21 protein-coding genes are annotated in these 21,201 nt (G+C 47.1%); 14 read left to right on the forward strand and 7 right to left on the reverse strand.

Annotated features, from left to right (window positions below):
• From OEY64_09495 to mreD, 4 genes are all read left to right on the forward strand, one after another.
• Nucleotides 1–571, forward strand: a 571-nt coding sequence (locus tag OEY64_09495) for a hypothetical protein (protein ID MDH5543184.1), incomplete at its 5' end; no start/stop codon positions are given.
• 84 nt (nt 572–655) lie between these two features.
• The gene (locus tag OEY64_09500; protein ID MDH5543185.1) at nt 656–1,678 is read left to right on the forward strand and encodes a rod shape-determining protein; all 1,023 of its coding nucleotides are present in this window, start codon (nt 656–658) and stop codon (nt 1,676–1,678) included.
• Nucleotides 1,679–1,745: 67 nt separating this feature from the next.
• A complete protein-coding gene (mreC, locus tag OEY64_09505; protein MDH5543186.1) occupies nt 1,746–2,609 on the forward strand; it encodes a rod shape-determining protein MreC in 864 nt (287 codons plus the stop codon).
• Nucleotides 2,606–3,106, forward strand: a complete 501-nt coding sequence (gene mreD / locus OEY64_09510) for a rod shape-determining protein MreD (GenBank protein ID MDH5543187.1) — start codon at nt 2,606–2,608, stop codon at nt 3,104–3,106. Before mreC ends, mreD begins: the two co-directional genes overlap by 4 nt.
• Before the next feature lie 10 nt (nt 3,107–3,116).
• Here mreD and OEY64_09515 read toward each other — a convergent pair whose 3' ends face one another.
• Genes OEY64_09515 through gpmI form a run of 3 tightly spaced genes read right to left on the reverse strand, consistent with a single transcriptional unit; the run spans nt 3,117 to nt 7,281 of the window.
• Nucleotides 3,117–3,932 carry an indole-3-glycerol phosphate synthase TrpC gene (locus OEY64_09515; protein ID MDH5543188.1) on the reverse strand — a complete coding sequence of 272 codons (816 nt, stop codon included), beginning with the start codon at nt 3,930–3,932 and terminating at the stop codon, nt 3,117–3,119.
• Nucleotides 3,905–5,734, reverse strand: coding sequence for a menaquinone biosynthesis decarboxylase (locus OEY64_09520; protein ID MDH5543189.1), 1,830 nt, complete (start codon nt 5,732–5,734; stop codon nt 3,905–3,907). Before OEY64_09520 ends, OEY64_09515 begins: the two co-directional genes overlap by 28 nt.
• A complete protein-coding gene (gene gpmI / locus OEY64_09525; protein ID MDH5543190.1) occupies nt 5,734–7,281 on the reverse strand; it encodes a 2,3-bisphosphoglycerate-independent phosphoglycerate mutase in 1,548 nt (515 codons plus the stop codon). The genes OEY64_09520 and gpmI overlap by 1 nt, the downstream gene beginning before the upstream one ends.
• A 126-nt stretch (nt 7,282–7,407) precedes the next feature.
• On the opposite strand from gpmI, the gene rpsT reads away from it, so the two are divergent.
• From rpsT to OEY64_09555, 6 genes are all read left to right on the forward strand, one after another.
• Nucleotides 7,408–7,671, forward strand: a complete 264-nt coding sequence (gene rpsT, locus OEY64_09530; protein MDH5543191.1) for a 30S ribosomal protein S20 — start codon at nt 7,408–7,410, stop codon at nt 7,669–7,671.
• Between the two features lie 824 nt (nt 7,672–8,495).
• Entirely contained in the window at nt 8,496–9,026 is a 531-nt protein-coding gene (locus OEY64_09535; GenBank protein ID MDH5543192.1) for a cytochrome C oxidase subunit II, read from the forward strand.
• Nucleotides 9,027–9,038: 12 nt separating this feature from the next.
• Nucleotides 9,039–10,550, forward strand: coding sequence for a cbb3-type cytochrome c oxidase subunit I (locus tag OEY64_09540; protein MDH5543193.1), 1,512 nt, complete (start codon nt 9,039–9,041; stop codon nt 10,548–10,550).
• Nucleotides 10,551–10,566: 16 nt separating this feature from the next.
• On the forward strand, nt 10,567–10,695 hold the full coding sequence (locus tag OEY64_09545) for a hypothetical protein (protein ID MDH5543194.1): 129 nt from the start codon (nt 10,567–10,569) through the stop codon (nt 10,693–10,695).
• A gap of 89 nt (nt 10,696–10,784) precedes the next feature.
• Nucleotides 10,785–11,621 (forward strand): SCO family protein, encoded by an 837-nt coding sequence (locus OEY64_09550; protein MDH5543195.1) that lies wholly within the window; start codon nt 10,785–10,787, stop codon nt 11,619–11,621.
• 48 nt (nt 11,622–11,669) lie between these two features.
• Entirely contained in the window at nt 11,670–12,632 is a 963-nt protein-coding gene (locus OEY64_09555; protein ID MDH5543196.1) for a cytochrome b N-terminal domain-containing protein, read from the forward strand.
• On the opposite strand, the gene OEY64_09560 is transcribed toward OEY64_09555, so the two are convergent.
• Nucleotides 12,629–12,784: a hypothetical protein gene (locus OEY64_09560; protein MDH5543197.1), complete on the reverse strand. Its 156-nt coding sequence runs from the start codon at nt 12,782–12,784 to the stop codon at nt 12,629–12,631. The genes OEY64_09555 and OEY64_09560 overlap by 4 nt on opposite strands.
• Nucleotides 12,785–12,802: 18 nt before the next feature.
• On the opposite strand from OEY64_09560, the gene OEY64_09565 reads away from it, so the two are divergent.
• On the forward strand, nt 12,803–13,315 hold the full coding sequence (locus OEY64_09565; GenBank protein ID MDH5543198.1) for a hydrogenase iron-sulfur subunit: 513 nt from the start codon (nt 12,803–12,805) through the stop codon (nt 13,313–13,315).
• Entirely contained in the window at nt 13,305–13,895 is a 591-nt protein-coding gene (locus tag OEY64_09570; GenBank protein ID MDH5543199.1) for a hypothetical protein, read from the forward strand. Before OEY64_09565 ends, OEY64_09570 begins: the two co-directional genes overlap by 11 nt.
• Before the next feature lie 95 nt (nt 13,896–13,990).
• On the opposite strand, the gene OEY64_09575 is transcribed toward OEY64_09570, so the two are convergent.
• From OEY64_09575 to OEY64_09585, 3 genes are all read right to left on the reverse strand, one after another.
• A complete protein-coding gene (locus OEY64_09575) occupies nt 13,991–16,246 on the reverse strand; it encodes an ATP-binding protein (protein ID MDH5543200.1) in 2,256 nt (751 codons plus the stop codon).
• Nucleotides 16,243–16,941 carry a DUF4390 domain-containing protein gene (locus OEY64_09580; GenBank protein MDH5543201.1) on the reverse strand — a complete coding sequence of 233 codons (699 nt, stop codon included), beginning with the start codon at nt 16,939–16,941 and terminating at the stop codon, nt 16,243–16,245. The genes OEY64_09575 and OEY64_09580 overlap by 4 nt, the downstream gene beginning before the upstream one ends.
• A gap of 159 nt (nt 16,942–17,100) precedes the next feature.
• On the reverse strand, nt 17,101–17,583 hold the full coding sequence (locus tag OEY64_09585; GenBank protein MDH5543202.1) for a hypothetical protein: 483 nt from the start codon (nt 17,581–17,583) through the stop codon (nt 17,101–17,103).
• Between the two features lie 177 nt (nt 17,584–17,760).
• Here OEY64_09585 and glgC point away from each other — a divergent pair, with 177 nt between their 5' ends.
• Nucleotides 17,761–18,960, forward strand: a complete 1,200-nt coding sequence (gene glgC / locus OEY64_09590; protein MDH5543203.1) for a glucose-1-phosphate adenylyltransferase — start codon at nt 17,761–17,763, stop codon at nt 18,958–18,960.
• Between the two features lie 59 nt (nt 18,961–19,019).
• Complete coding sequence (locus OEY64_09595; protein ID MDH5543204.1) at nt 19,020–21,161, forward strand: DUF1926 domain-containing protein; 2,142 nt, start codon at nt 19,020–19,022, stop codon at nt 21,159–21,161.
• The last annotated feature ends 40 nt before the right edge of the window (nt 21,162–21,201 follow it).

Raw genomic sequence — 21,201 nt, forward strand, 5'->3', positions numbered from 1 at the left:
ACCCAAGGCCGAGTATGCAAGCTATACTTTCAATAAAAATTCGGAACAGGATTACGACAGGGATCTTGTTCTCCTAACCAAGATGAAGATTTTCGATTTCGAACCTCGTCCTGAGCCGCCATCCATGGCCGAATACGCATTCGTCAAGGTAGAGAAAGATTACGGAGTCATACGGGTACTCCCGGAAGAGACTATCGGTCATTACTCGTTTTGGACAGGCGTCTCCGTGCGGGAGATTCAAAGGCTGAACGACTGGGGAAGACGACGAAACATAATCCTCGGGCAAAAAATCAGGATACCTTTGACGGTCGTTACCGCGGAAAGGTTTGAGGAGAACAGGTACGAATACCACCTTGGACTGTATGAAGACTTTTTCGAGGTTTACAAGGTTGAGAAAGTGGAGCCGCTTATCGTCGGAAAAGGACAGTCTCTTTGGTCCCTTTGCAATGAGACCTACGATGCTCCAATGTGGCTTGTGAAGCTTTACAACAAGGAGAGGAAGTTCGAAAACATCCACCCAGGCGAGAAGATAATGATGCCTATTATTGAAAGGCTCGACACGAACGGATAATTCCTTTCTTGAAGATAGCATTAAATACTGGTACATTTCTTGGATTATCAATCTGCACCAATTATTAAGGAAAATAAATAAAACATGATATTCGATTCGATTTTGGGATACTTCTCCAACGACCTTGCCATAGACTTGGGAACTGCCAATACACTTGTGTTTGCGCGCGGCAGGGGCATCGTTTTAAGGGAACCTTCCGTCGTAGCTGTCCATGCTGAAAGCAAGAAGGTCATGGCCGTAGGTCACGAGGCGAAGAAAATGCTTGGCCGAACTCCTGGCTCGATAATAGCCCTGAGGCCGATGAAAGACGGAGTTATTGCGAATTTTGAATACACGGAAGCAATGCTCCGATATTTCATTCAGAAAGTGCATAACCGCAAAACCATGGTGATGCCCAAGATAATAATTGCCGTTCCTTCCGGCATTACCCAAGTTGAAAAGAGAGCCGTACGAGATTCTGCCATGAGCGCCGGTGCGCGCGAGGTATTTCTAATAGAAGAGCCTATGGCCGCCGCGATTGGAGTGGGGCTTCCTATCGAAAGTGCTTCAGGCAACATGATCCTCGACATTGGAGGGGGTACCACGGAAGTCGCCGTTATATCTCTTTCTGGAATAGTTTATTCAAAATCGGTGCGCGTAGCCGGCGATGAGCTGGATGAAGCGATCGTCAACTATCTAAAGAGAAAATACAACCTCCTGATAGGCGAAAGAATGGCCGAAGAGATAAAAATAAACCTCGGCTCGGCATATCCGCTTGATGAGCCAAAAACCATGGAAGTAAAAGGGCGGGATCTGGTTGCCGGCATACCGAAGACCCTTCTCCTTACCGACGATGAAGTGAGAGAAGCTTTAAGCGAAGTAATAACAGTGATAGTCGATACGGTAAAAACCGCTCTGGAGAGAACACCTCCTGAGCTTGCGGCTGATATAGTGGACAAGGGAATAGTCCTTGCCGGCGGCGGAGCACTCATAAAGGGCCTCGACATGCTGTTGCGCGAACAGACCGGCTTGCCGATAATCGTTGCGGAGGATCCTCTTTCAGCGGTTGCTTTAGGCACGGGAAGAACCCTTGAAGAACTTGATTTGCTGAAACAGGTTGCAATTTAAAAGATTATTTACCAGTTTTTGTAATTTCGGCTCAAAATTTCAGCTTTTAAGGCTAGAATAGTTCTTTATGAAAAGACTTTTCCAGTCATACGAAAACCTGCTTCTATTAATAGCGCTTTTTATATTTGCCTCCGTGATAATGGCAAATAATATTAAAAACAGGGGCCCATCCAACTTCCTTGAACGAGCGGCCCTTACCGTTTCGTCGCCGTTGCAAAAAATGGTTTCTTCCGTTATTCGCGAAACCGTTAATGTATGGACTCACTACATAGATTTAAGGAACACGGCTGAACAAAACGACATCCTGAAGAAAAATCTGGAAATTGAACAGTTCAATAATCATCTTCTTAAGGAAGAACTGAAAAGATACAAGAGAATCGAGGAACTTGTTTCCTCGAACCCTATACAAGACGCCACCATGATAGTCGCTGACGTAATCGGGTGGGATTCCACTAACATGTCTCAAACAGTCGTATTAAACAAGGGAATAAGGGATGGTGTGCAGGAAAATAACATTGTCACCTCAAACAAGGGGCTGATAGGGCGTGTCGTCGAGGCTTCGACCACCGCCTCAAAGGTGCTCCTTATCACCGATTCCAGGAGCGCAGTCGACGCGTACGTCGCGGAGAGCAGGGAGAAATGCGTAATCGTCGGGCAAAATAAAAAAACATGTCAAATACTTTATCTCCCTATCAATGAAAGTGCGAAAGTCGGAGACGAGTTGATATCCTCAGGCCTTGGCGGGGTTTTCCCAAAGGGCCTCAGGGTTGGAAAAATTTCCGAAATTTCGCAGGATAGTGGAAGACTGTTCTTCAAGGCTGAGCTTCTACCAACCGCCGACCTTAAGCATATCGAGGAAGTAATGGTAATTATAAAGATAGAAAAGGATGAATCATTAATGAAAAAACCGAGGAGTAAAAAACTTCCGTGATACTGCTTGTCTTTTCACTGGTGTTCACCACAGTCATCATACTCCAGACGACTTTTTTCAAAATGTTCGGTTCGCTCGCGCCCGATACTATACTACTGATAGCTATCTATTGCGGATTGAGATTTGAAAAATTTCGGGGTATCCAGATTGGTATACTGCTTGGCCTCACGCAGGATCTTCTGTCTTACGGCCTTCTTGGAATAAATTTCCTTACAAAAGGATTGATAGGTTTTTTTTCCGGCATTGTAGGCGAATCAAACACGATCATCGGCAACTCACCGGTAATTTGGGCAGTTCTGGTTTTCCTTTCAACATTGACAGACTCGATGATACTAAAGACTGCTCTTTCCGGTTTTTTCGATACGCCGATATCGCTTTCCTTAACGTTCTGGAACATTATCATTCAATCTGTGCTGAACATCATTTTTGGGATACCGTTCTTTATCCTTTTGGATATGCTCGGGAACTGGATGAAGGAGTCGTCGCTCAAAAGTTAATGGAGCAAACCTAGCCAGCAAGAAAATCTCCAAGCGCCTTTCCCGGGTCTGCCTGCTCCATGAACGCGGAACCGATCAAAAAAGCGTCAATCCCCGCCCCTTCAAGTTCCTTTACGACATTCATATCCCTGATGCCGCTCTCGCTTACAAGGAGCCCCCCTTTTTTAACAAGTGGAGCAACCTTTCTTGTCACGCCAATATCGACTGTCAGGCCGGGACTTCTAAAATCCCTGTTGTTTATCCCCACCGATACGGGAATTTTCGGCAGAAGCGCAAGCTCCTCTTCGCCATGTATCTCAAACAGAATTTCGATCCCGACATCCGATGCGATACCGCAGATATCTTCTATCTCGCTCCGCGACTTAAAGTTAACCGCCATGACCAATACCGCATCGGCTCCATAGACGGCGGCTTCATACACCTGGTACGGATGAATGATAAAATCTTTCCTCAAAACAGGAACTGAAACCTCTTTTCGTACCGTGGCAAGTATATGAAGCGACCCGCCGAAAAAGCGGGTATCGGTAAGAACCGAGATAGCCGAGGCGCCAGCGGAAGCGTAGCCCGACGCGATGGCAGCCGGATCAAAATCCTTCCTGCAAAAACCGGTGCCGGGAGAAATCCGCTTTACCTCGGCTATTATCCTGTGCCTTGCGCTGGATGCCATAATACTCCTGGCAAACGGCCTGCGAGCAGGGATATCCTTCGACATAGCCTTGAGCTCTCTCATCGGCAAGATCGACTCGCTGAGCTTCACCTCGCTCAGCTTGTTTTCAAGGATGCTCCCCAGCAGAGGATTTAGGTATCTATCCCCAATTTCGGCCATAACCGGTCTATCCCTTTCTTTATTTCAGCAGACATTTCGATATCGGCGGGCCATTCCCTTGAATGCCCGTCGGACGCCAGCTTCTTCGTGGCGTCCAGCATTAGTTTGTTCTCCTGCAAAATGATATCCCGTCCGGGATCGGTATTGTTGAAGAATTTCCAGGCCACTGTCGACAGGTTTGCGGTATCTATCCCTTCATCGACGAAGAGAAGAATATTTACCATCCCCCCAGCGGGGCCTTTAATGATCTCGTCGAATTTCGACTTCGCTTTCCCCTCTTTCCGCTTGTTCACAGCGCAGACAAGAATCCTGTTTGGGAGGTCCGCTCCAAGGATATTGAAACTTGCGATCCCGAGCCTGACCATCTCTTTTCGGATAACGTTTTCATCCAGCGTCTCCAGCTTAGGTAAATTACGCTCTCTCTCCCCCCTGAATCTCCCGGTTGCATCGATGCCGAGCTTGGATCCGCGCAGAGGATTGGGTGCTGAGTGATCGAGAACATCCAGCACCCCTTCGGTCACCGTGAGATCGGCAGAAACATCTATGTTGCGAAGCATCGTCTCAAGCACACCCTGGTAATCCCCAAGATCAATCCCACTGTCGAGTACCAGTATCATCTTCGCAAAACTCATCTGGCCGGTTCCCCACATAACGCTCATGAGCCTTTGGGCGGCGCCCGGGAACTCCTTCTCCATTCCGACCAGCACGCAATTGTGGAATACCCCTTCCCAAGGGAGTTTGTAATCGACTATCTCCGGCGCCACGGTCTTGAGCATCGGGAGGAAGATCCTGCTCGTTGCCTCCGCCATGTAACAATCTTCCATCGGCGGTTTCCCGACTATCGTTGTGAAATATGCAGGCTTTTTCCTGTGCGTAACGGCGGTTACATGGAACACCGGGTAATGATCCGACAGCGAATAATATCCCGTGTGGTCGCCAAACGGGCCTTCTATCTTCAGCTCTTCAGATGGATCAACATACCCCTCAAGAATTATCTCAGCATCCGCGGGGACAAAGATATCCACTGTAAGGCATTTGACTATATTGACCGGCTTCTTTCTTATCAGGCCCGCCAGGAGGAGTTCATCCACCCCTCTTGGCAACGGGGCGGTCGCGGAGTATGTGACAACCGGGTCTGAGCCTATCGCGACAGCGACCTCCATTTTCTTTCCCGCTTTTTTATATTCATGAAAATGATGCGCGCCATCCTTATGGATATGCCAGTGCATCCCGGTCGTTTTCCGGTCGAACAACTGCATACGGTACATGCCGAGGTTTCTCCTCCCGTCGAGCCCTTTTGAAAATACGAGAGGAAAAGTGATGAACCTCCCGGCGTCATCCGGCCAGCACTTAAGAACCGGGAATATATCGAGATCAACTTCGTCACCCTTGTATACAACCTCCTGGCACGGGGCCGGCCCTGAAACCTTCCGCGGGGGGAATTTCGCAAGATCCATCAGGACAGGGATCATCCTCATCTTGTCCATAAGCGACTCCGGCGGAGCGATATTTAAAAGCGCGCTTATCTGGCTTGAGATATCTTCGACAGATTCGACGCCAAGTGCCATCGCCATTCTTCTAACGCTTCCAAAGCCGTTAATGAGTAGAGGCATATCGCTCCCCTTTACATTTTCAAAAAGAAGAGCCTTCCCCCCCCCCGGAGATTTTGAAACCCGGTCGGCGATCTCTGTTATTTCAAGTATCGGGTCAACTTCCTCAAGGATCCGTACAAGTTCACATTCTTTCTCAAGGGCGTCAATGAACTCGCCGAGATTTTCATAGGTTTTTCTTCTTTGCGGCATTACTTTTTTATCAATGAAACGCCGGTCATCTCTTCCGGCTGTTTCAGCCCCATCAGATCAAGAACTGTTGGAGCTATATCGCAAAGCGCCCCTCCTCCATCCCTCAGTTTCAGAGCCTTCGGCCCGACAATATAAAAAGGGACTACATTCGTGCTGTGGGAGGTTATAGGTTCCCCGTTTTTGCCTATCATCTCTTCAATGTTCCCGTGGTCGGCAGTGATTATCAGCCATCCGCCAGCTTCCTCGACGGCCCGTTTTACCCTTCCGACGCAGGCGTCAACTGTACCAACCGCTTTCAAGGCCGCTTCCCATACACCTGTATGCCCAACCATGTCCCCGTTGGCAAAATTGACCGTTATCAACCGATACTCTCCCGACCGTACCGCCTTGACCACTTCGTCAGCAACCTTTTCGGCGCTCATCTCCGGTTGGAGATCGTATGTAGCGACTTTTGGGGAGGGGATAAGCTTCCTAACCTCACCCGGATATGGGGTTTCAACCCCGCCGTTGAAAAAGAACGTTACGTGCGCATACTTCTCCGTTTCTGCGGTGCGGAACTGTTTTATCCCCAAACCGGAAAGGTACTCCCCCAGATTGTTCCTCGGCTGTTTTACGTCGAAGGCAACCGGAAGATGGAAGGTCTCATCGTACTCAGTGATGGTACGTACCTGCAGTAGAGGCATCTCTCCCCTGTCGAACTGATCAAAGTCCTTCTGGAACAGAGCCGCCGTTATCTGTCTCACCCGGTCCGCCCGGAAATTGAAAAGCTGTACGATATCGCCATCCCCCATCTTCCCAAGCGGATTACCGGAACTGTCGGCAATCACTGTCGGCTTGATGAATTCATCCGTCTCCCCTCGCCCATACGATTTTCTCACCGCCTCGACCGGGTCACGTTCAATATAATCCGATTCACCATGTACGATGGCGCGAAACGCCGATTCAACCCGCTCCCACCTTTTATCCCTATCCATGCCGTAATACCGGCCTCCGACTGTCGCTACCTTGCCGACGCCATGCTTTTTCAATCTCTCCATAAGGCTCTGCATATAGCCGAGGCCGCTGTCCGGCGGTGTATCCCTCCCGTCCATCAGGGAGTGAATGAACACCTTTTCCAGCCCCATGTCGCCCGCTTTTTTTATGAACGCCTCAATGTGATCAATGTGGCTATGAACACCGCCATAAGAGACCAGACCAAGAAGGTGATACCCTTTTCCGCTTTCAAGCGCCTTTTTCATGCCAAGATCAATGACAGGATTGGTGAAGAACGTCCCGTCAGAAATAGCTGTGTTTATCATCGGCAATGTCTGAAGTACCAGCCTCCCGGCGCCGATGTTCAGATGCCCGACTTCGGAGTTCCCCATCTGCCCGTCAGGAAGCCCAACGAATCGCGAAGAGGCGTTTATAGAAGTTGGCGGAAACTTTAGATCTATGTCATCAAAAACAGGGGTTTTACCCTGGACTATGGCGTTGCCAACATCGGACTCGCTCTTTCCCCATCCGTCAAGAATGCAGAGAACTACCGGGAGATGTTTATTTTCGACCACAGGGTCGATTTTACTAGCAAAAAAAACCTTCCACAACCGATAATAATCGTCTATTCAGGCTTTTGTTTGACTTTTCCGGAAATGAGGTTATAATCTTTCTTTTTTATTAGGAGTGTTTTACAAAAAATGATACGACATAAATCGCCTCAGAAACGGGCTAAACAGGATGCGAAACGCCAGCAGCGGAATCAGGGCTATAAAAGCAATGTTGCGACAGCTACCAAAAAGGTGCTGGCGCTGGTAAAAGAAGGGGACAAGGCAAAAGCTCAGGAGGAGTTCAAAAGAGCTCAATCCCTTATCGATCAGACTGCTACCAAAGGTGTATTACACAAGAAAACCGTCGCAAGGAGAGTGGCAAGAATCGCGCGAAACATCGCCACAATGTCCTGACCGCAAGACAGGATCGAGTAAGGTCTGAATTAAACAGGTTATTCCCTTTTCCTGGAAAATTTGCAAAAGGGAGATCGTTCAAGTTTTCTTTTAATCGCAGACATTTCACCATATCTGGTTACATTGTAATTCCATCTGCCAAACCTGCCATCTTGCAAAACCATTAAACAAAATATGTTTGTATTTTGAACATCTTTGGATGCACCGGAATAAAAAAAATAAAAGACATTTTAGTCCCTAAATAAAACAGTTCAAATTCGTACCAGTTTGCTTCACTTTACCGTATTATTTACATTACCTGGGACTACCCCCAGCCGCAATCTGCCTGGTTTATCTATTTGTTTTTATTCACATTTTCGCCATTACTGAAGCAAGTTTTCATAATGATGGGAATATGGATAAAAAATGAGGTCTCAGTCAAGGATTTCTTCAAAACAAGGCATCTCACAAATATTTGACCTTTTTAAATTAACCAAGTATTCTTATCTAAGTATTTTTATATAGATGCTATGGTTTGTTATAGGGGTGACCACGAATATGATCAATATTTACGCACCAATCGGCGGTTTCCCATATTTCGTTCCATGTAAGTAATTTAACGTTTTAGATATATTTTTTTGAGGGGGGGTGATTCTATGCAGCAAGGAAGTGGAGGTAAAAAGGTTTCCGCGTGGCAAGTCTTTTACGATGACACTATGCTGATCTTTCTTATCGGAGCAGCAATCTTGTTCGCGTCATACACAGTTTGGGGTCTTATGGAACTTGGTTCAGCAGGTATTTCACCGCTGGTTAAGTAAATAAAATTTTTTATAGGGGAGCGATTAATGAGCATTAACGTACCGGAGAAATACTGGTGGGACGTGCCCATGGACAAGGACGAAAAGACATGGATGACCGTCTCACTAGTTTGGGCTTTGCTTCTTACCGCATTGATGCCTTGGTGGCACTTTGTCGGTGAGCAAAACGTATCCAGTGAGTATTACAAAGTAACAGCAGAACAATTTGACAGGCAGACCGATGCCTTCATCGAACAGTACCAGGTTGGAGAAGAGGCTGGCATCGCGGTTGTCGCGCCACCAGCAAACGCTGATGTTTTTATCAGGGCATCATCGTACTCCTGGGAGCCGATTCTTAAGCTGAAAAAGGGACAGACATACCGTGTCCACCTTTCTTCGGTTGACCTGAACCACGGCTTCTCTGTTCAGCCGGTTAACATGAACTTCCAGGTTGTTCCGGGTTGGGACCATGTCCTTAAAATAACCCCGACCACATCTGGCGACTTCTTTATAGTTTGTAACGAATTTTGCGGCATCGGACACCACACGATGATCGGAAAAATCATAGTTGAGTCTTAGGGGAGGGATACAATGTCTGATAATTTCAGGACCTGTGCTACTACAGGGCTAAAAGTGCACCTTCCGGCACAGAGGCTGATTATGGTCAACGCCGTAACAGCAGTTGTATTTCTGCTGGTCGGCGGTATTCTTGGCCTTCTCATGCTTCTTACACGCTGGCAGGCAATACACCTTTTACCGGAAGCGTTTTTCTATCGCTTGCTGACACTGCACGGAATTGCAGTTCTTATCGCATGGATAATATATTTTGAAATGGCGGTTCTGTATTTCGCCGGAGCAGTTCTGCTCAACGCCCGCTTGGCTGTGCCATGGCTTGCGTGGGTGCAGTACCTCCTTATGACCGTTGGCGGCGCTATGATAACCGTTGAAGTTCTTCTTGGAAGAGCCGACGTTATGTTCACCTCCTATGTTCCGCTGATGGCGCATCACCTCTACTACCTTGGGGTTATCCTCTTTGCAGTAGGCGCTCTTATCGGATGTTTCGTATTCTTTGCCACTATCGCAATGGCAAAAGTCGAAAAAACATATGAAGGTTCGCTTCCGCTGGTTGTTTACGGCGCGTTTGCCGCAGCAGCCATCGCAGTACTTGTTCTTGCTCACGGCGCCATCGTCATGATTCCTACATGGCTCTGGTCGCTCGGCCTTATCCCGATGATGGATCCTGAAATTTACAGGCTTGTCTTCTGGGCATTCGGCCACTCGTCACAGCAGATCAACCTCTGTGCGATGATCGCTGTTTGGTACCTCCTGGCTACCCTTACTGTCGGCGCAACACCCGTCAGCGAGAAGTACTGCAGGACCGCGTTTATCTTCTACATCCTTTTCGTTCTTATTCCTTCAGAGCATCACGTTCTGGTTGATCCGGGCCTCAGCTCGGCTCACAAGGAGTGGAACACAGGCTACTTCATGCACCTTGCCATTATGGCTTCCATGATGCACGCCTTCTCCGTACCTGCGGCTGTTGAAGTTGCGCTAAGGAGAAAGGGATACACCAAAGGCGCGTTTGAGTGGCTCAAGAAGGCTCCATGGGGCAACCCAGGGTTCTCATCTCTTGCCATTTCACTCTTCTGCTTTGGTTTCATTGGCGGAATTACCGGTGTTGTTTACGGTACTGAGCAGATCAACATCATTGCTCACAACACCCTCAGGATTCCTGGTCACTTCCATGGAACAGTAGTTGGCGGTACCACTCTGGCCTTTATGGGTATTACATATTATGTTCTCCCATTGATCGGTCTTAGGGAAATTGCCTTCCAGAAACTTGCTGCAATTCAGCCTTACCTCTTCGGCATCGGCGCTATCGTATTCTCGAGCGCGATGATGTTCGTTGGTGGATTCGGCGTATCGCGCAGGCACTGGGATATGTACGGTGCAGACGCACCGTTCCAAGTAAGCTACGATGCTATGGCTAACGTGGGACTTCTGGTTATGGGTGTTGGCGGAATCGTAATGGTTCTCGGTGGTGCGCTCTTCTGCGTTATCGCCGTCGCTACGCTTTTAATCGGCAAAAAGGTCCCTGCTTAAGGAAGGAGAGATTTTAATGCAAGATTTGAAAGAAGAAGAAAGGCCGAAAGGCTCGGTAATAATGATTTACATATTTTTGCTTACATTCGTAGCCTTTTACCTGCTCAACTGGAAGTACCTCACGGACGTCTGGAAAGTTGGCTAAAGGTCTAATGGTCTGAATTGCAAAAATACTTAACATCACGACTTACGGCTTACCGGCGCCCCTTAAAAGGCGCCGGTAGGCTTTTTTTATTGTCCGCACTTCTGTTCACCTTTTTTGTCTCCGACGGCTCAACGGCCGAAATGCCCATGAATCACATCGACATGAACACCATTGAGATGTCCGACACTGAAAAGGTTATTGAACGATCCGAATCTTCCATAGGACGAACCATCAACAACTATCGGCTGGTTACTCAGGATGGGGAACACTTAATGTTCCATAGCCTTAAGGGGAAGATAGTCCTGCTTGATTTCATCTATCTTGATTGCCCTGATATGTGCATCATGATGTCCTACTCTCTGCAGGATCTGATGGATAAAATGGACCCGTCACTGCTTGGAAAATTTGTTATCCTTTCTGTAAGCTTCAATCCCATCAAGGATACACCTGAAAAACTTAAAGCATATGGGCTTGACTTCACTTCCGATTTCAGCAATTGGCATTTCGTGACTGCAAGCCTCAATTCCATTGCCGACATGGTCGAAGAGCTTGGCTTCACATATAAAAAAGACGATGACGGTTTCAGCCATCTCAACAGGCTTACCTTGTTCGGAGCCGATGGAAAAGTAATGAAACATTTTTACGGAACTGATTTCTCCCCAAAAGAAGTTGAGGCTTCCATAAAGGACGCTTTGGCTGGCAACCTCGTGCCTACCAAGTTTTCCCTCTTTTTAAACAAGGTTGTACTCTCATGTTCGTACTACGACGCAAGAAATAACGTCTACAAAACCGACTATCTGCTGATAGGCACCTACATCATCGAGTATGCACTGATACTTCTAACGCTACTGTTATTTTTTCGAGAACAGATCACAAATTTTTTCTCCAGATACAAGCACAAATCTGACAAAAGTCATACAGGCTGATTGCTCATTCGGTTATATTGAACTCAAGAAGAAAGGAGTTCTGGCAAAATGAAACAATTTAAAGCTACCAGGAAAAGACTGATACCAGCTCTGCTCAGACCGGGATATTCCTTGATAATCTTTCTTCAGGAAATACTGAATAAGCTTTTCACTCCGATTCTTAACCCCATGTATCTTCTCGGAGCAACCAACTTTCTGCTCTTCTGGATTCTACTGGCTACTGGCGGTTACCTTTTCCTCTTTTACGACATGTCTCCTGAGAGAACCTATGAATCGGTTCAATACCTTACCATCGACCAGAAATATTACGGCGGCATTATAAGATCGTTTCACAGGTATGCCTCCGATCTGATGCTTGTAACATTAACTTTCCATGTTTTCCATGTCCTCTTTATGGACAGGTTCCGCAAAACCAGGATGCTGGCGTGGTTTACCGGCGTGGCTATTATTCCGACTTTCTGGGTAACCGGCCTTAGTGGATATTTCCTTGTCTGGGATCAAAAAGCTCAATTAATTGCCACATACGCGGCAGAGGCGCTCGATATGCTACCGATATCCGCGGAACCTATTTCCCGAAACTTGCTGTCCAATTCATCCGTGAATTCCATGATCTTTTTCGTTATGACATTCATGCACATAGCGGTTCCAATCGGTATACTTATACTTGCATGGGTTCACTGTATGAGGGTATCAAAACCGCTCCTTGGGCCGCCTCAGGGGCTTGCAATACCGATCTTTGCGTTCTTCCTTGCCCTCTCCCTGTTGAAACCGGCCGTAAGCCTTGAACACGCCGATCTTTCCGTACTCATCACGAAAATGGAAATCGACTGGTTCTACATGTTCCCAATAGCGATCCCCGAGCTTTTTGATATCAGTTTCGGGAAAGTGCTTTCAATCATAATCGCATCGCTCGCTTTGCTTTTTGTTCTCCCCCTGTTCATTAAAGACCCTCCTAAAGACGAGGAAGAAATGGAAGACGAGGACGTAAAAAAAAAGCCCGCAAGCATCTAGCTAAAAGTCTCCCCTTTCCAGAAGACAAGGTCTGGATTGATATAGAGCACTGCACTGAATGCGACCTCTGTCTGAAGGCCTGTTCTTTTGAAGCTATCAACATTCTTTCTCATCCAGGCGATCCCAGCAGACGCGATTTCGTAATCGATCACAATGTATGCACAGATTGCATGCTTTGCCTGACGGCTTGCGATTACAACGCGATTTATCTTGAGGATCAAACTCAAAAGGATTTTCTGCACGAGATCAAGAACCGGATAGCCGCGGCACAATCCACACAACCGAAATCGGAACCGGTTATCACCGTTTTCATATGTGAAAGGAGCGTAGACCTGGGAAGCATCTTGACGCCAGACTTAAAGCAGATGAGCAATATCGAAGGGATGCCTGCCATCCCGGTAACATGCGTCGGCGTAATAAACGAGACCATCATAAAGGATACATTCGAATTTGGAGCAGGCGGCATGATCGTTGTCGGGTGCCGAACCCTGGACTGTCATTATCGCGAAGGGATGAGGCAGGAAGAAAGCATTATTGGCAAATACGACGCAATGGGACACGACCATGAACACAAATCCAAACTGTTCATACTGCGGGTCTCGCCTCTTGACGTAAAGGCCCTGGAAGACGAAATTAGAAACATAAAAAAGGAATTGAAAGGAGAAAAACATCATGCCTCTTAAAAAATTAAAAAAAGCAGGAATGCACATTGTTACTCTACCGTTCTCAACCGGCACGAACCGCATATCCGCATTCGGATTCGTGATCTTGGCGCTCCCTTTCCTGATAGTCTACAATTTTTCCACACATCCCATTTTGAAAATGCACGAAGAGAATGAATCTATGCTTATCCTGGACTTCAAACACTCAACCGCGAAAAGGCACGAGTGCGATGAAGCCGAACTCGAAAAATTCAAGGAGGAAATTTCCGATCGCCGACCGCATATGAGAAGAAATGCCGCAAAGCAATGCAGCAGCAGGGACCGCCTCCCGATGTATGTGACTATGAGCCTTGATGGGAAAACCATCGTTGATAAAACAATATATCCCGCTGGATTAAGAGAAGACGGTCCGGCATTCATCCATCATCGCAAAGTCGTACCATCCGGAACGCATTCGATTAAAATACTCATGAAAGACGGGCGAATGCATGACGGAAAAGACTACTATCACTTCGAAGATACTGTGAATATTCCTGAAAAGAAAAATATACTGGTCGATTTCAATTTTACTGACAAAAAATTCACTATCGAAGGGATTTGATTCCTTCGTTTTTTGACTGCCATACTACCAACAGGTATCTTGGCATCAGTAATGGTGGAGCTTTATATGCAATAAAACTATTGTGCGAAATCTCCTTAGACTATGGGGAAATCGATCGCCATTATCGTTCCATGAGGCGATCGGTTCTTAACCCTTATGTGTCCCTCATGGTCGGCAATTATCCTGTTCACTATTGCCAAACCCAACCCGGAACCTTTTTTCTTCAGCGAAAAATAGGGGAGAAATATTTTATCCAGATCATTTGCGTCGATTCCCGGGCCGGTATCCTGTATCTCAATTAATATCCTGTTATTCTGCGTATCCTTTCTAGTCTGCACATCTATTTCGCCAATCCCGCCGCTCCCGGTTATCGCGTCTATGGAATTTTCGATGAGGTTTCTGAATACGCGATGAATCTGTTCCGCATCAAGCCGCACCAGGCCTATCGATGCGTCAAAGTCGTGGGATATTTTGATATCCGGATTTGCGCCTTTGTACATCCCGATCACGTCGCTGATAATTTCATGCAGTGGCACCATGGTCGGCTTCGCTTCGGGCAATTGGGCAAACTTTCTAAATTCGTCCACAAGTTTTTTCAGAACATCAACCTCCTGGATGATCGCGCGGGTTGAACTTTCAAATATCTTGCTGAAATTGGTTGATCCCTGCTTATATTGCCTTATAAGCCTTTCCGTATTAAGCCTGATAGGCGTTAACGGGTTTTTTATTTCATGGGCCATGAACTGGGCTATATCGCGCCAGGCGGCGGTCTTTTGAGCGTTTATTAACGCCGTCAGATCGTCGAACACCACGGCAAGACCGAGAAAACTCCCTCCTACGTCCTTCAATGTCGAGACATGCACCAAAAGCGTCCTTTGCACATCGTCAATCGTCACTTTCACTTCCATTTCAATGGACTCCCTTTCCCCTTTCCCCATTTCGCGCATCAGGCTTCTCACAGGTTCCAGCCTCAGGGAGTCGAGCACGTCCTCATAATATTTTCCGATCGGTTCGTTCTCCTTGATCTTCAATATCATTGTTGCCGCGCTGTTAAAGGTAGTCACTCTCCCACGGTTATCGACAGAAACAACGCCGGTCGTGATCTTCGCTAGAATGGTCTCTATATATTTTCGACGCCTATCCAGTTCCATATTGATAACCACAAGGTCCGACCTTGACGACTCAAGCTCCGCTGTCATCCTGTTAAAGGAGTTGATGAGGAATCCGATTTCATCCTTTGATCTCTCTTCGAGCCTTACCGTTAGATTTCCTTCGGTTACCTTCTCCATCGCCTCCGCAAGCTTGTATATAGGGACCGTGATCTCTCTTGCAAGATAGAATCCGTACCATATCGCCGCGAAGAAAATCAGCATCGTTATTAGAAGCAGAGTAACTTCATAAATGGCCTTGATCGGAAATTTCTGGAGCTTTAACTGCTTGTACTCGTCGAACGTTTTGGTAATTGCGTTGATCTTTTCCACGACTGATCTGTCTATTGAATTCGCCAGAAAAACCGCGCCGTCAAGCGCCCCCCCCTTTTCCATTATTGGAGCGAGCGAATATACATTGGAAGAGCCCTTCCCGATCTTAGTCTTATGGATAGTTGTCCCCTTCTCCAGTTCAAAATAGGAAGTCGGGTCGAATATCATCGGCTTCATTTTCACAATGCCTGGCTTTACCGAATGCGCTAGCTCCTCGAAATTCTTGTCGAATACTATCACCCGCTCAACGTCATACTCCTCGATACTCTTGCTGACGGTATTTTTCAGGTAGACGGCGTTTTCCGCCTTCAGCATTCTTTTTTCCTGTATGTACTGGGCAAGCTTTGAAGCCTTTACCGATACGGCCTGCTCCGAACTTGTGTAAAGCGTTTCGGCAACTTCCAGAGAATCCTTCAGTGAATCCTCTACTGTTTCATTGAACCAGTTATCCACGCTGTTGGTAATCAGTCCGCTGGCAACGATGAACAGAAGGAGCGACGGTATCAGGGTTATCGTGATGAACGAGATTACCAGTTTTGTTTGGAACTTCTTTACAAAGGCTTTCCCTTCCCTCTCAAGGTAGAGTTTTACAAGGTTTCGCCCTACGAGAACCACCATGACAATAAGGAGGATAATATTGATGTTCAGGAGGAAAAGGATCAGGAGATTATTGGCTACCGGGATTTCCGCTCGGTTCCCCTGAAACAGCAGCTGCGCGGTAATTACGATAGTGAAAAATATAACAAGCCCGAACGCGGCTACCCTGCGAAGCTGTCTCTTTGCCGACTGTTGTTGCGGAGAGAGATCTTCCCCGCTACCGGAAAAGAAAGTTTGGAGCCTGGGGATAATGGCTTTTAAAAGCCGGATCATTGAGTTACGCTACCCGCCAATCTTGTTGACAGGTTGCCTGCACCTTTCATCATGAAAGCCTTTGAGCTCTCCCAGGGAGTATCAAGATCGAGAAACGGCATGAAATAAAAAAGGTAATTAAGCGCGTTCTGGGCCGGCCTGGAGGCCAGCTCAGCCTTTACTTGCACATAATACTTCCCTTTGGAGGAGTAATTCCCGGTCTTGCCGATATAAACGTTCCGAACATTATCCATCCACATCTCAAGGGCAAAGATGTCCTTGAACACATGATACTGACCGGTCTTATCCCACATCGCGGTCGGCTTTTCGGAAAAAGGCGATTTGGAGGTCATATCCATCATGGCTGACAGCTTTTTTTCAAATTCAACGGGATTCGGCGCTTTTTCCGATACCACTTCAAAACCGTTAAACTCTTTCGTAAATGAGTTGTACTTTACGATTTTGTGGATCCTGAGGCTTTTCTCGTTTTTATCCCAGAACAGCATGCGGGATTTCTTCAAGTTGATGTTGTATGAAAAACAAACCGGCATTCCGGAGATCAGGGCCTCTTTTACACTCTTGCTGAACGCACCATCAAGGTTGGCAGAAACGAAGAGCCTCTCAAAGCGCTCCTTTACATTGATATTTACTATCTGGGGTTTGGAAGCATTCGCAATTCCTGGCAAAGCTGTAACTGATATTGCCAATAATATCAAAAAGATACGGATAACCCCTCTCAAAATGCTTTCCTCTCAAAGTGTATAACGTGCAATATTTTATAGACAGTGCAATATTACAACTTTTAGCCTTGAAAATCAAGATGTTGGAGGCGGGAAACTTTATTGAATATTGAATACGCCTTTATCCAGGTTTAATTAGAGGTAACGTTCCAGACTGCTTGTAACCGATGCGATCATCCTGGGAAAAGCCTCCGCTCCATCTACGGAACCTCCGAAAGCCTGAGAAATCACCTCGGAAGATACAAAACCTTTTGAGGTTTTGGAAACAGCCTTAAAATAGGAAATGAACTCCTGCTTGTTTTCCTGGCTCAAGTTGGCAAACCGGTCAGAAACAAACGAATCCAAAGGGGTGCCTGCAATGGAATTAAGGCTCGAAACCGACGCGCTTTCACCCATCTGCGGAATAGTGTCGAGAATCGCCTTTTTCAATTCATCCATGAGCGATTTTGCCGTATCGGAAAGTGCGCTAAGACCCCCGGAAGAGGAGATATCCACTTTGTCCATATGAGAAGACTTTGCACCCTCTGCGGCTTTCTTCAGTCCGGATGGAACTTTTGCGGTTCCGGTCTTGCCGGCGTTTGTAATTCCCAGTACTCCATAAATAGAATTAATTTCCATATGTAACATCCTTTACAAACATCTTATCGGAATACCCTACTAACACATTAACATTTTCCCACTCCCGGTAAAATATGCAAAATTTTACCTCTATTTAAGATATTACTATCCATAAATGCTCTATACTATATACAGACATAATGTTTTCGATGAGAGGGTCCCGTGCAAGTACTTGCGATGATTCTGGCAGGCGGACAGGGAGAGAGACTCAAACCGCTTACAAACGACAGAGCAAAGCCTGCCGTCCCTTTTGGAGGGCGGTACCGCATCATTGACTTCGTTCTAAGCAACTTCATAAACTCCAATATATTCAAGATAAAGATACTGACCCAGTTCAAATCCGACTCGCTGAACAAACATCTGGCAAGCGGATGGCAGCTCTCCCCTCGTTTCGGCCTTTACATAGACCCCGTGCCTGCACAGATGCGAACTGGCAACAATTGGTACCGCGGTACGGCTGACGCAATATACCAAAACCTGAACCTTATCTACGATGAAAACCCGGATTACGTCTTCATTTTCGGAGGAGATCACATTTACAGAATGGATGTTCGCCAGATGCTGACTTTTCATATCGCAAACGAAGCGGACCTTACGATTGCCGCTATTCCCAAACCGGTAGAACTTGCCCGCTCATACGGTGTACTGGAGGTGGATAACAACTGGAAGATTATCGGCTTTCAGGAAAAACCGGAAAACCCGGTGGAGATACCGGGAAATCCGGGGATGGCCCTTGTCTCAATGGGGAATTACATCTTCAACAGGGAAAGCCTGATCGAGTGGGTAACCGTAGATGCGGAGAAGGAGACCGCGCACGATTTTGGAAAAAACATCATTACCTCAAACTATAAAAACAATGCCGTGTATGCGTACGATTTCTCCCAAAACTCGATTCCGGGATTTGAAGACAAGGAGAGAGGATACTGGCACGATGTAGGCAATCTTGATGAATATTACGCGGCATCCATGGAACTTGTAGACGTCACACCGGTTATAAATCTCTACAATGAAAACTGGCCTGTATATACATTCAACCCGCCTCACCCGCCGGCAAAATTTGTGTTCGCGGACAAGGATAGAATGGGTATCGCCACCGATTCGGTGGTTTCCGAAGGCTGCATTATTTCAGGAGGGAGGGTAAACAGATGCGTTCTCTCCCCTACTGTAAGGATCAATTCCTATACGCTGGTGGAAGACTCAGTCCTGATGGAGGGGGTCAATGTCGGACGACATTGCAAGATCCGGAAGACAATTATCGACAAATTCGTGACCATACCCCCAAACACTGATATCGGATACAATTTGGACGAAGACAGGAGACGTTTTTTTGTTACGGATTCCGGCATTGTCGTGATCTCGAAAAAAGCCGTGCTTTAACTTCGCCTTTAAAGCGTTTTCCAGCATAGTGACGCATTATTTGGAAATATAGAATATCAATGAACAAAATTTACTTCCTCTTTGGCCTGCATAACCACCAGCCGGTCGGAAATTTTGAGCATGTATTCGAAGAAGCCTTCGAAAAATGCTACTCCCCCCTGCTGGACACCCTTAACCGTTTCCCCTCAGTGCGCCTCTCACTCCATCATTCAGGCCCTCTGCTCGAATGGATCGAAAAAAACCGTCCGGAATATCTCGACAGGATGAAGGAGATGGTCTCCGCCAACAGGGTGGAGATCCTCGGCGGAGGTTTTTACGAGCCGATCCTCTCCTCCCTTCCGGTTCGGGATGCTGTGGGACAGTTGGAAATGATGAACGACTGGGTTGAAAAACATTTCGGCAAAAGGCCGCGGGGCGCGTGGCTGGCGGAAAGAATTTGGGATCCGTCCCTTCCGGAGGTTCTATACCGCGCAGGCATCGAATTCACACTGCTCGATGATACCCACTTCTATTATGCGGGCCTGACGGAAAATGACATGAACGGATATTACATCACCGAAAAACATGGCTTCACCACCGCCATCTTCCCAATCGACAAATTCCTGCGCTACTCGATCCCGTTCAAGGAGCCGGTAGAAACAATCAATTATTTCAAGAGTTCAAAGGAAAAGCATGGAACCACCGCAATTACCTATGGCGACGACGGCGAAAAGTTCGGACTCTGGCCGGAAACGTACGACTGGGTATACACGCGCAAATGGCTTGAGCGCTTTCTTGAAACAATAACTGCCAATCATGATGATGTTGAGACCATCTTCTACTCGGAATATATCGACCGTTTCCCGGCAAAAGGAAAAATATACCTCCCGCCCGCTTCATACGAGGAGATGATGCACTGGACACTCGCCCCAAAAACCGCGAACCGGTACTCAAAGATCCTCGAAGAGCTGAAAATGGAAAACAAAAGGGAGCAGTACATGCCATTCCTGCGGGGAGGGCTTTGGGACAACTTCATGGTCAAATACGATGAAGCAAACATCCTTCACAAAAAAATGCTCTACGTTTCCGAACGTGCGAAAAAGGCCTCTTCCATGCTAAAGGGGAAAGCAAGAATATCCGCCATCAACGCCCCTCTCTACAGGGGGCAGTGCAATTGCCCCTACTGGCACGGCCTGTTCGGAGGCCTCTATCTGAGCAACCTCCGCCACGCCGTACACACTAATCTCATCGACTCCCTCAATGAGGCTGGCAAGGTATTGCATAAAACCAAAACATGGGTTGAAGTGCAAACCGCCGACTACTTCAAGATGAAGGACGAAAATATAATCGCGGAAACAGGCGATATCTTCACAGTTATCGATCCATCTTACGGCGGAAGCCTCGTGGAACTCGATTTTAAACCCTCCTCCTTCAACCTCAGCAACGTCCTCGCTCGCAGGGAAGAGGAGTACCACCAGAAGATAATCGATTCCGTAAACCAAAAGGCCGCTGGCGAAAAGGAGATTCTCTCCATCCACGACAGAATTCACATGAAGGAAGAGGGACTCGACAAAAAACTCGTTATCGACCGCTACCTTCGCCGCTCCTTCATCGACCACTTCCACGACTACATGCCGACGATCAACGACTTTTGGCAGATGACAACAAAGGAACAGTCTGATTTTACGAAAGGGCGATACGGCATAGTTTCCGCCAGCACGAAAAAAGAGAAAGGGATTATCGCTCTGGAACGAAACGGTATCTTTACAACACACGAGAGCGGACACAAGGTTTCGGTAAATAAAACATTTTCCATAAACTCAAAAAAACCGGAAATTGCCTGCACATACACAATTTCAAATACCGGAGCGCAGAGGCTCCATTTCGTCTTCGGTGTCGAATGGAACTTCACGCTCCTCGCCGCCGACGCACCGGACAGATACGTTACTATCCTGGGGCATAAACATCTCATGAATTCAGAGGGACAGACCGACAAGGTGGACGAATGGTCTATGACCGACGAATATTTCAAATTCACCGCCGAATTTTCCGCCGAAAAGCCCGTGACGCTCCTCCGCTATCCGATAGAAACCGTTTCGCAATCAGAAGGGGGCTTTGAATCGAATTACCAGGGGACATGCTTCATGGCCCTTGAATGGGTATCGATCGCCCCCGGTGCCTCTCTTGAGCGCACATACACCATTAGATTAAAATCGCTCTAATATCAGTGACGTGCTGGGAAATTCCTATTAAAATACACCC

Source organism: Nitrospinota bacterium (genome assembly GCA_029881495.1).
Taxonomy (GTDB): Bacteria; Nitrospinota_A; UBA7883; order JACRGQ01; family JACRGQ01; genus JAOUMJ01.

Excerpts from the sequence above, each read along its gene's own strand:
- OEY64_09500 (MDH5543185.1), top strand. The coding sequence starts at position 656 with ATGATATTCGATTCGATTTTGGGATACTTCTCCAACGACCTTGCCATA.
- OEY64_09575 (MDH5543200.1), bottom strand. The coding sequence starts at position 16,246 with ATGATCCGGCTTTTAAAAGCCATTATCCCCAGGCTCCAAACTTTCTTT.
- OEY64_09515 (MDH5543188.1), bottom strand. The coding sequence starts at position 3,932 with ATGGCCGAAATTGGGGATAGATACCTAAATCCTCTGCTGGGGAGCATC.
- OEY64_09585 (MDH5543202.1), bottom strand. The coding sequence starts at position 17,583 with ATGGAAATTAATTCTATTTATGGAGTACTGGGAATTACAAACGCCGGC.
- mreC (MDH5543186.1), top strand. The coding sequence starts at position 1,746 with ATGAAAAGACTTTTCCAGTCATACGAAAACCTGCTTCTATTAATAGCG.
- OEY64_09565 (MDH5543198.1), top strand. The coding sequence starts at position 12,803 with ATGCTTTGCCTGACGGCTTGCGATTACAACGCGATTTATCTTGAGGAT.
- OEY64_09540 (MDH5543193.1), top strand. The coding sequence starts at position 9,039 with ATGTCTGATAATTTCAGGACCTGTGCTACTACAGGGCTAAAAGTGCAC.
- OEY64_09570 (MDH5543199.1), top strand. The coding sequence starts at position 13,305 with ATGCCTCTTAAAAAATTAAAAAAAGCAGGAATGCACATTGTTACTCTA.
- OEY64_09595 (MDH5543204.1), top strand. The coding sequence starts at position 19,020 with ATGAACAAAATTTACTTCCTCTTTGGCCTGCATAACCACCAGCCGGTC.
- OEY64_09535 (MDH5543192.1), top strand. The coding sequence starts at position 8,496 with ATGAGCATTAACGTACCGGAGAAATACTGGTGGGACGTGCCCATGGAC.
- OEY64_09555 (MDH5543196.1), top strand. The coding sequence starts at position 11,670 with ATGAAACAATTTAAAGCTACCAGGAAAAGACTGATACCAGCTCTGCTC.
- glgC (MDH5543203.1), top strand. The coding sequence starts at position 17,761 with ATGATTCTGGCAGGCGGACAGGGAGAGAGACTCAAACCGCTTACAAAC.
- rpsT (MDH5543191.1), top strand. The coding sequence starts at position 7,408 with ATGATACGACATAAATCGCCTCAGAAACGGGCTAAACAGGATGCGAAA.
- OEY64_09545 (MDH5543194.1), top strand. The coding sequence starts at position 10,567 with ATGCAAGATTTGAAAGAAGAAGAAAGGCCGAAAGGCTCGGTAATAATG.
- OEY64_09520 (MDH5543189.1), bottom strand. The coding sequence starts at position 5,734 with ATGCCGCAAAGAAGAAAAACCTATGAAAATCTCGGCGAGTTCATTGAC.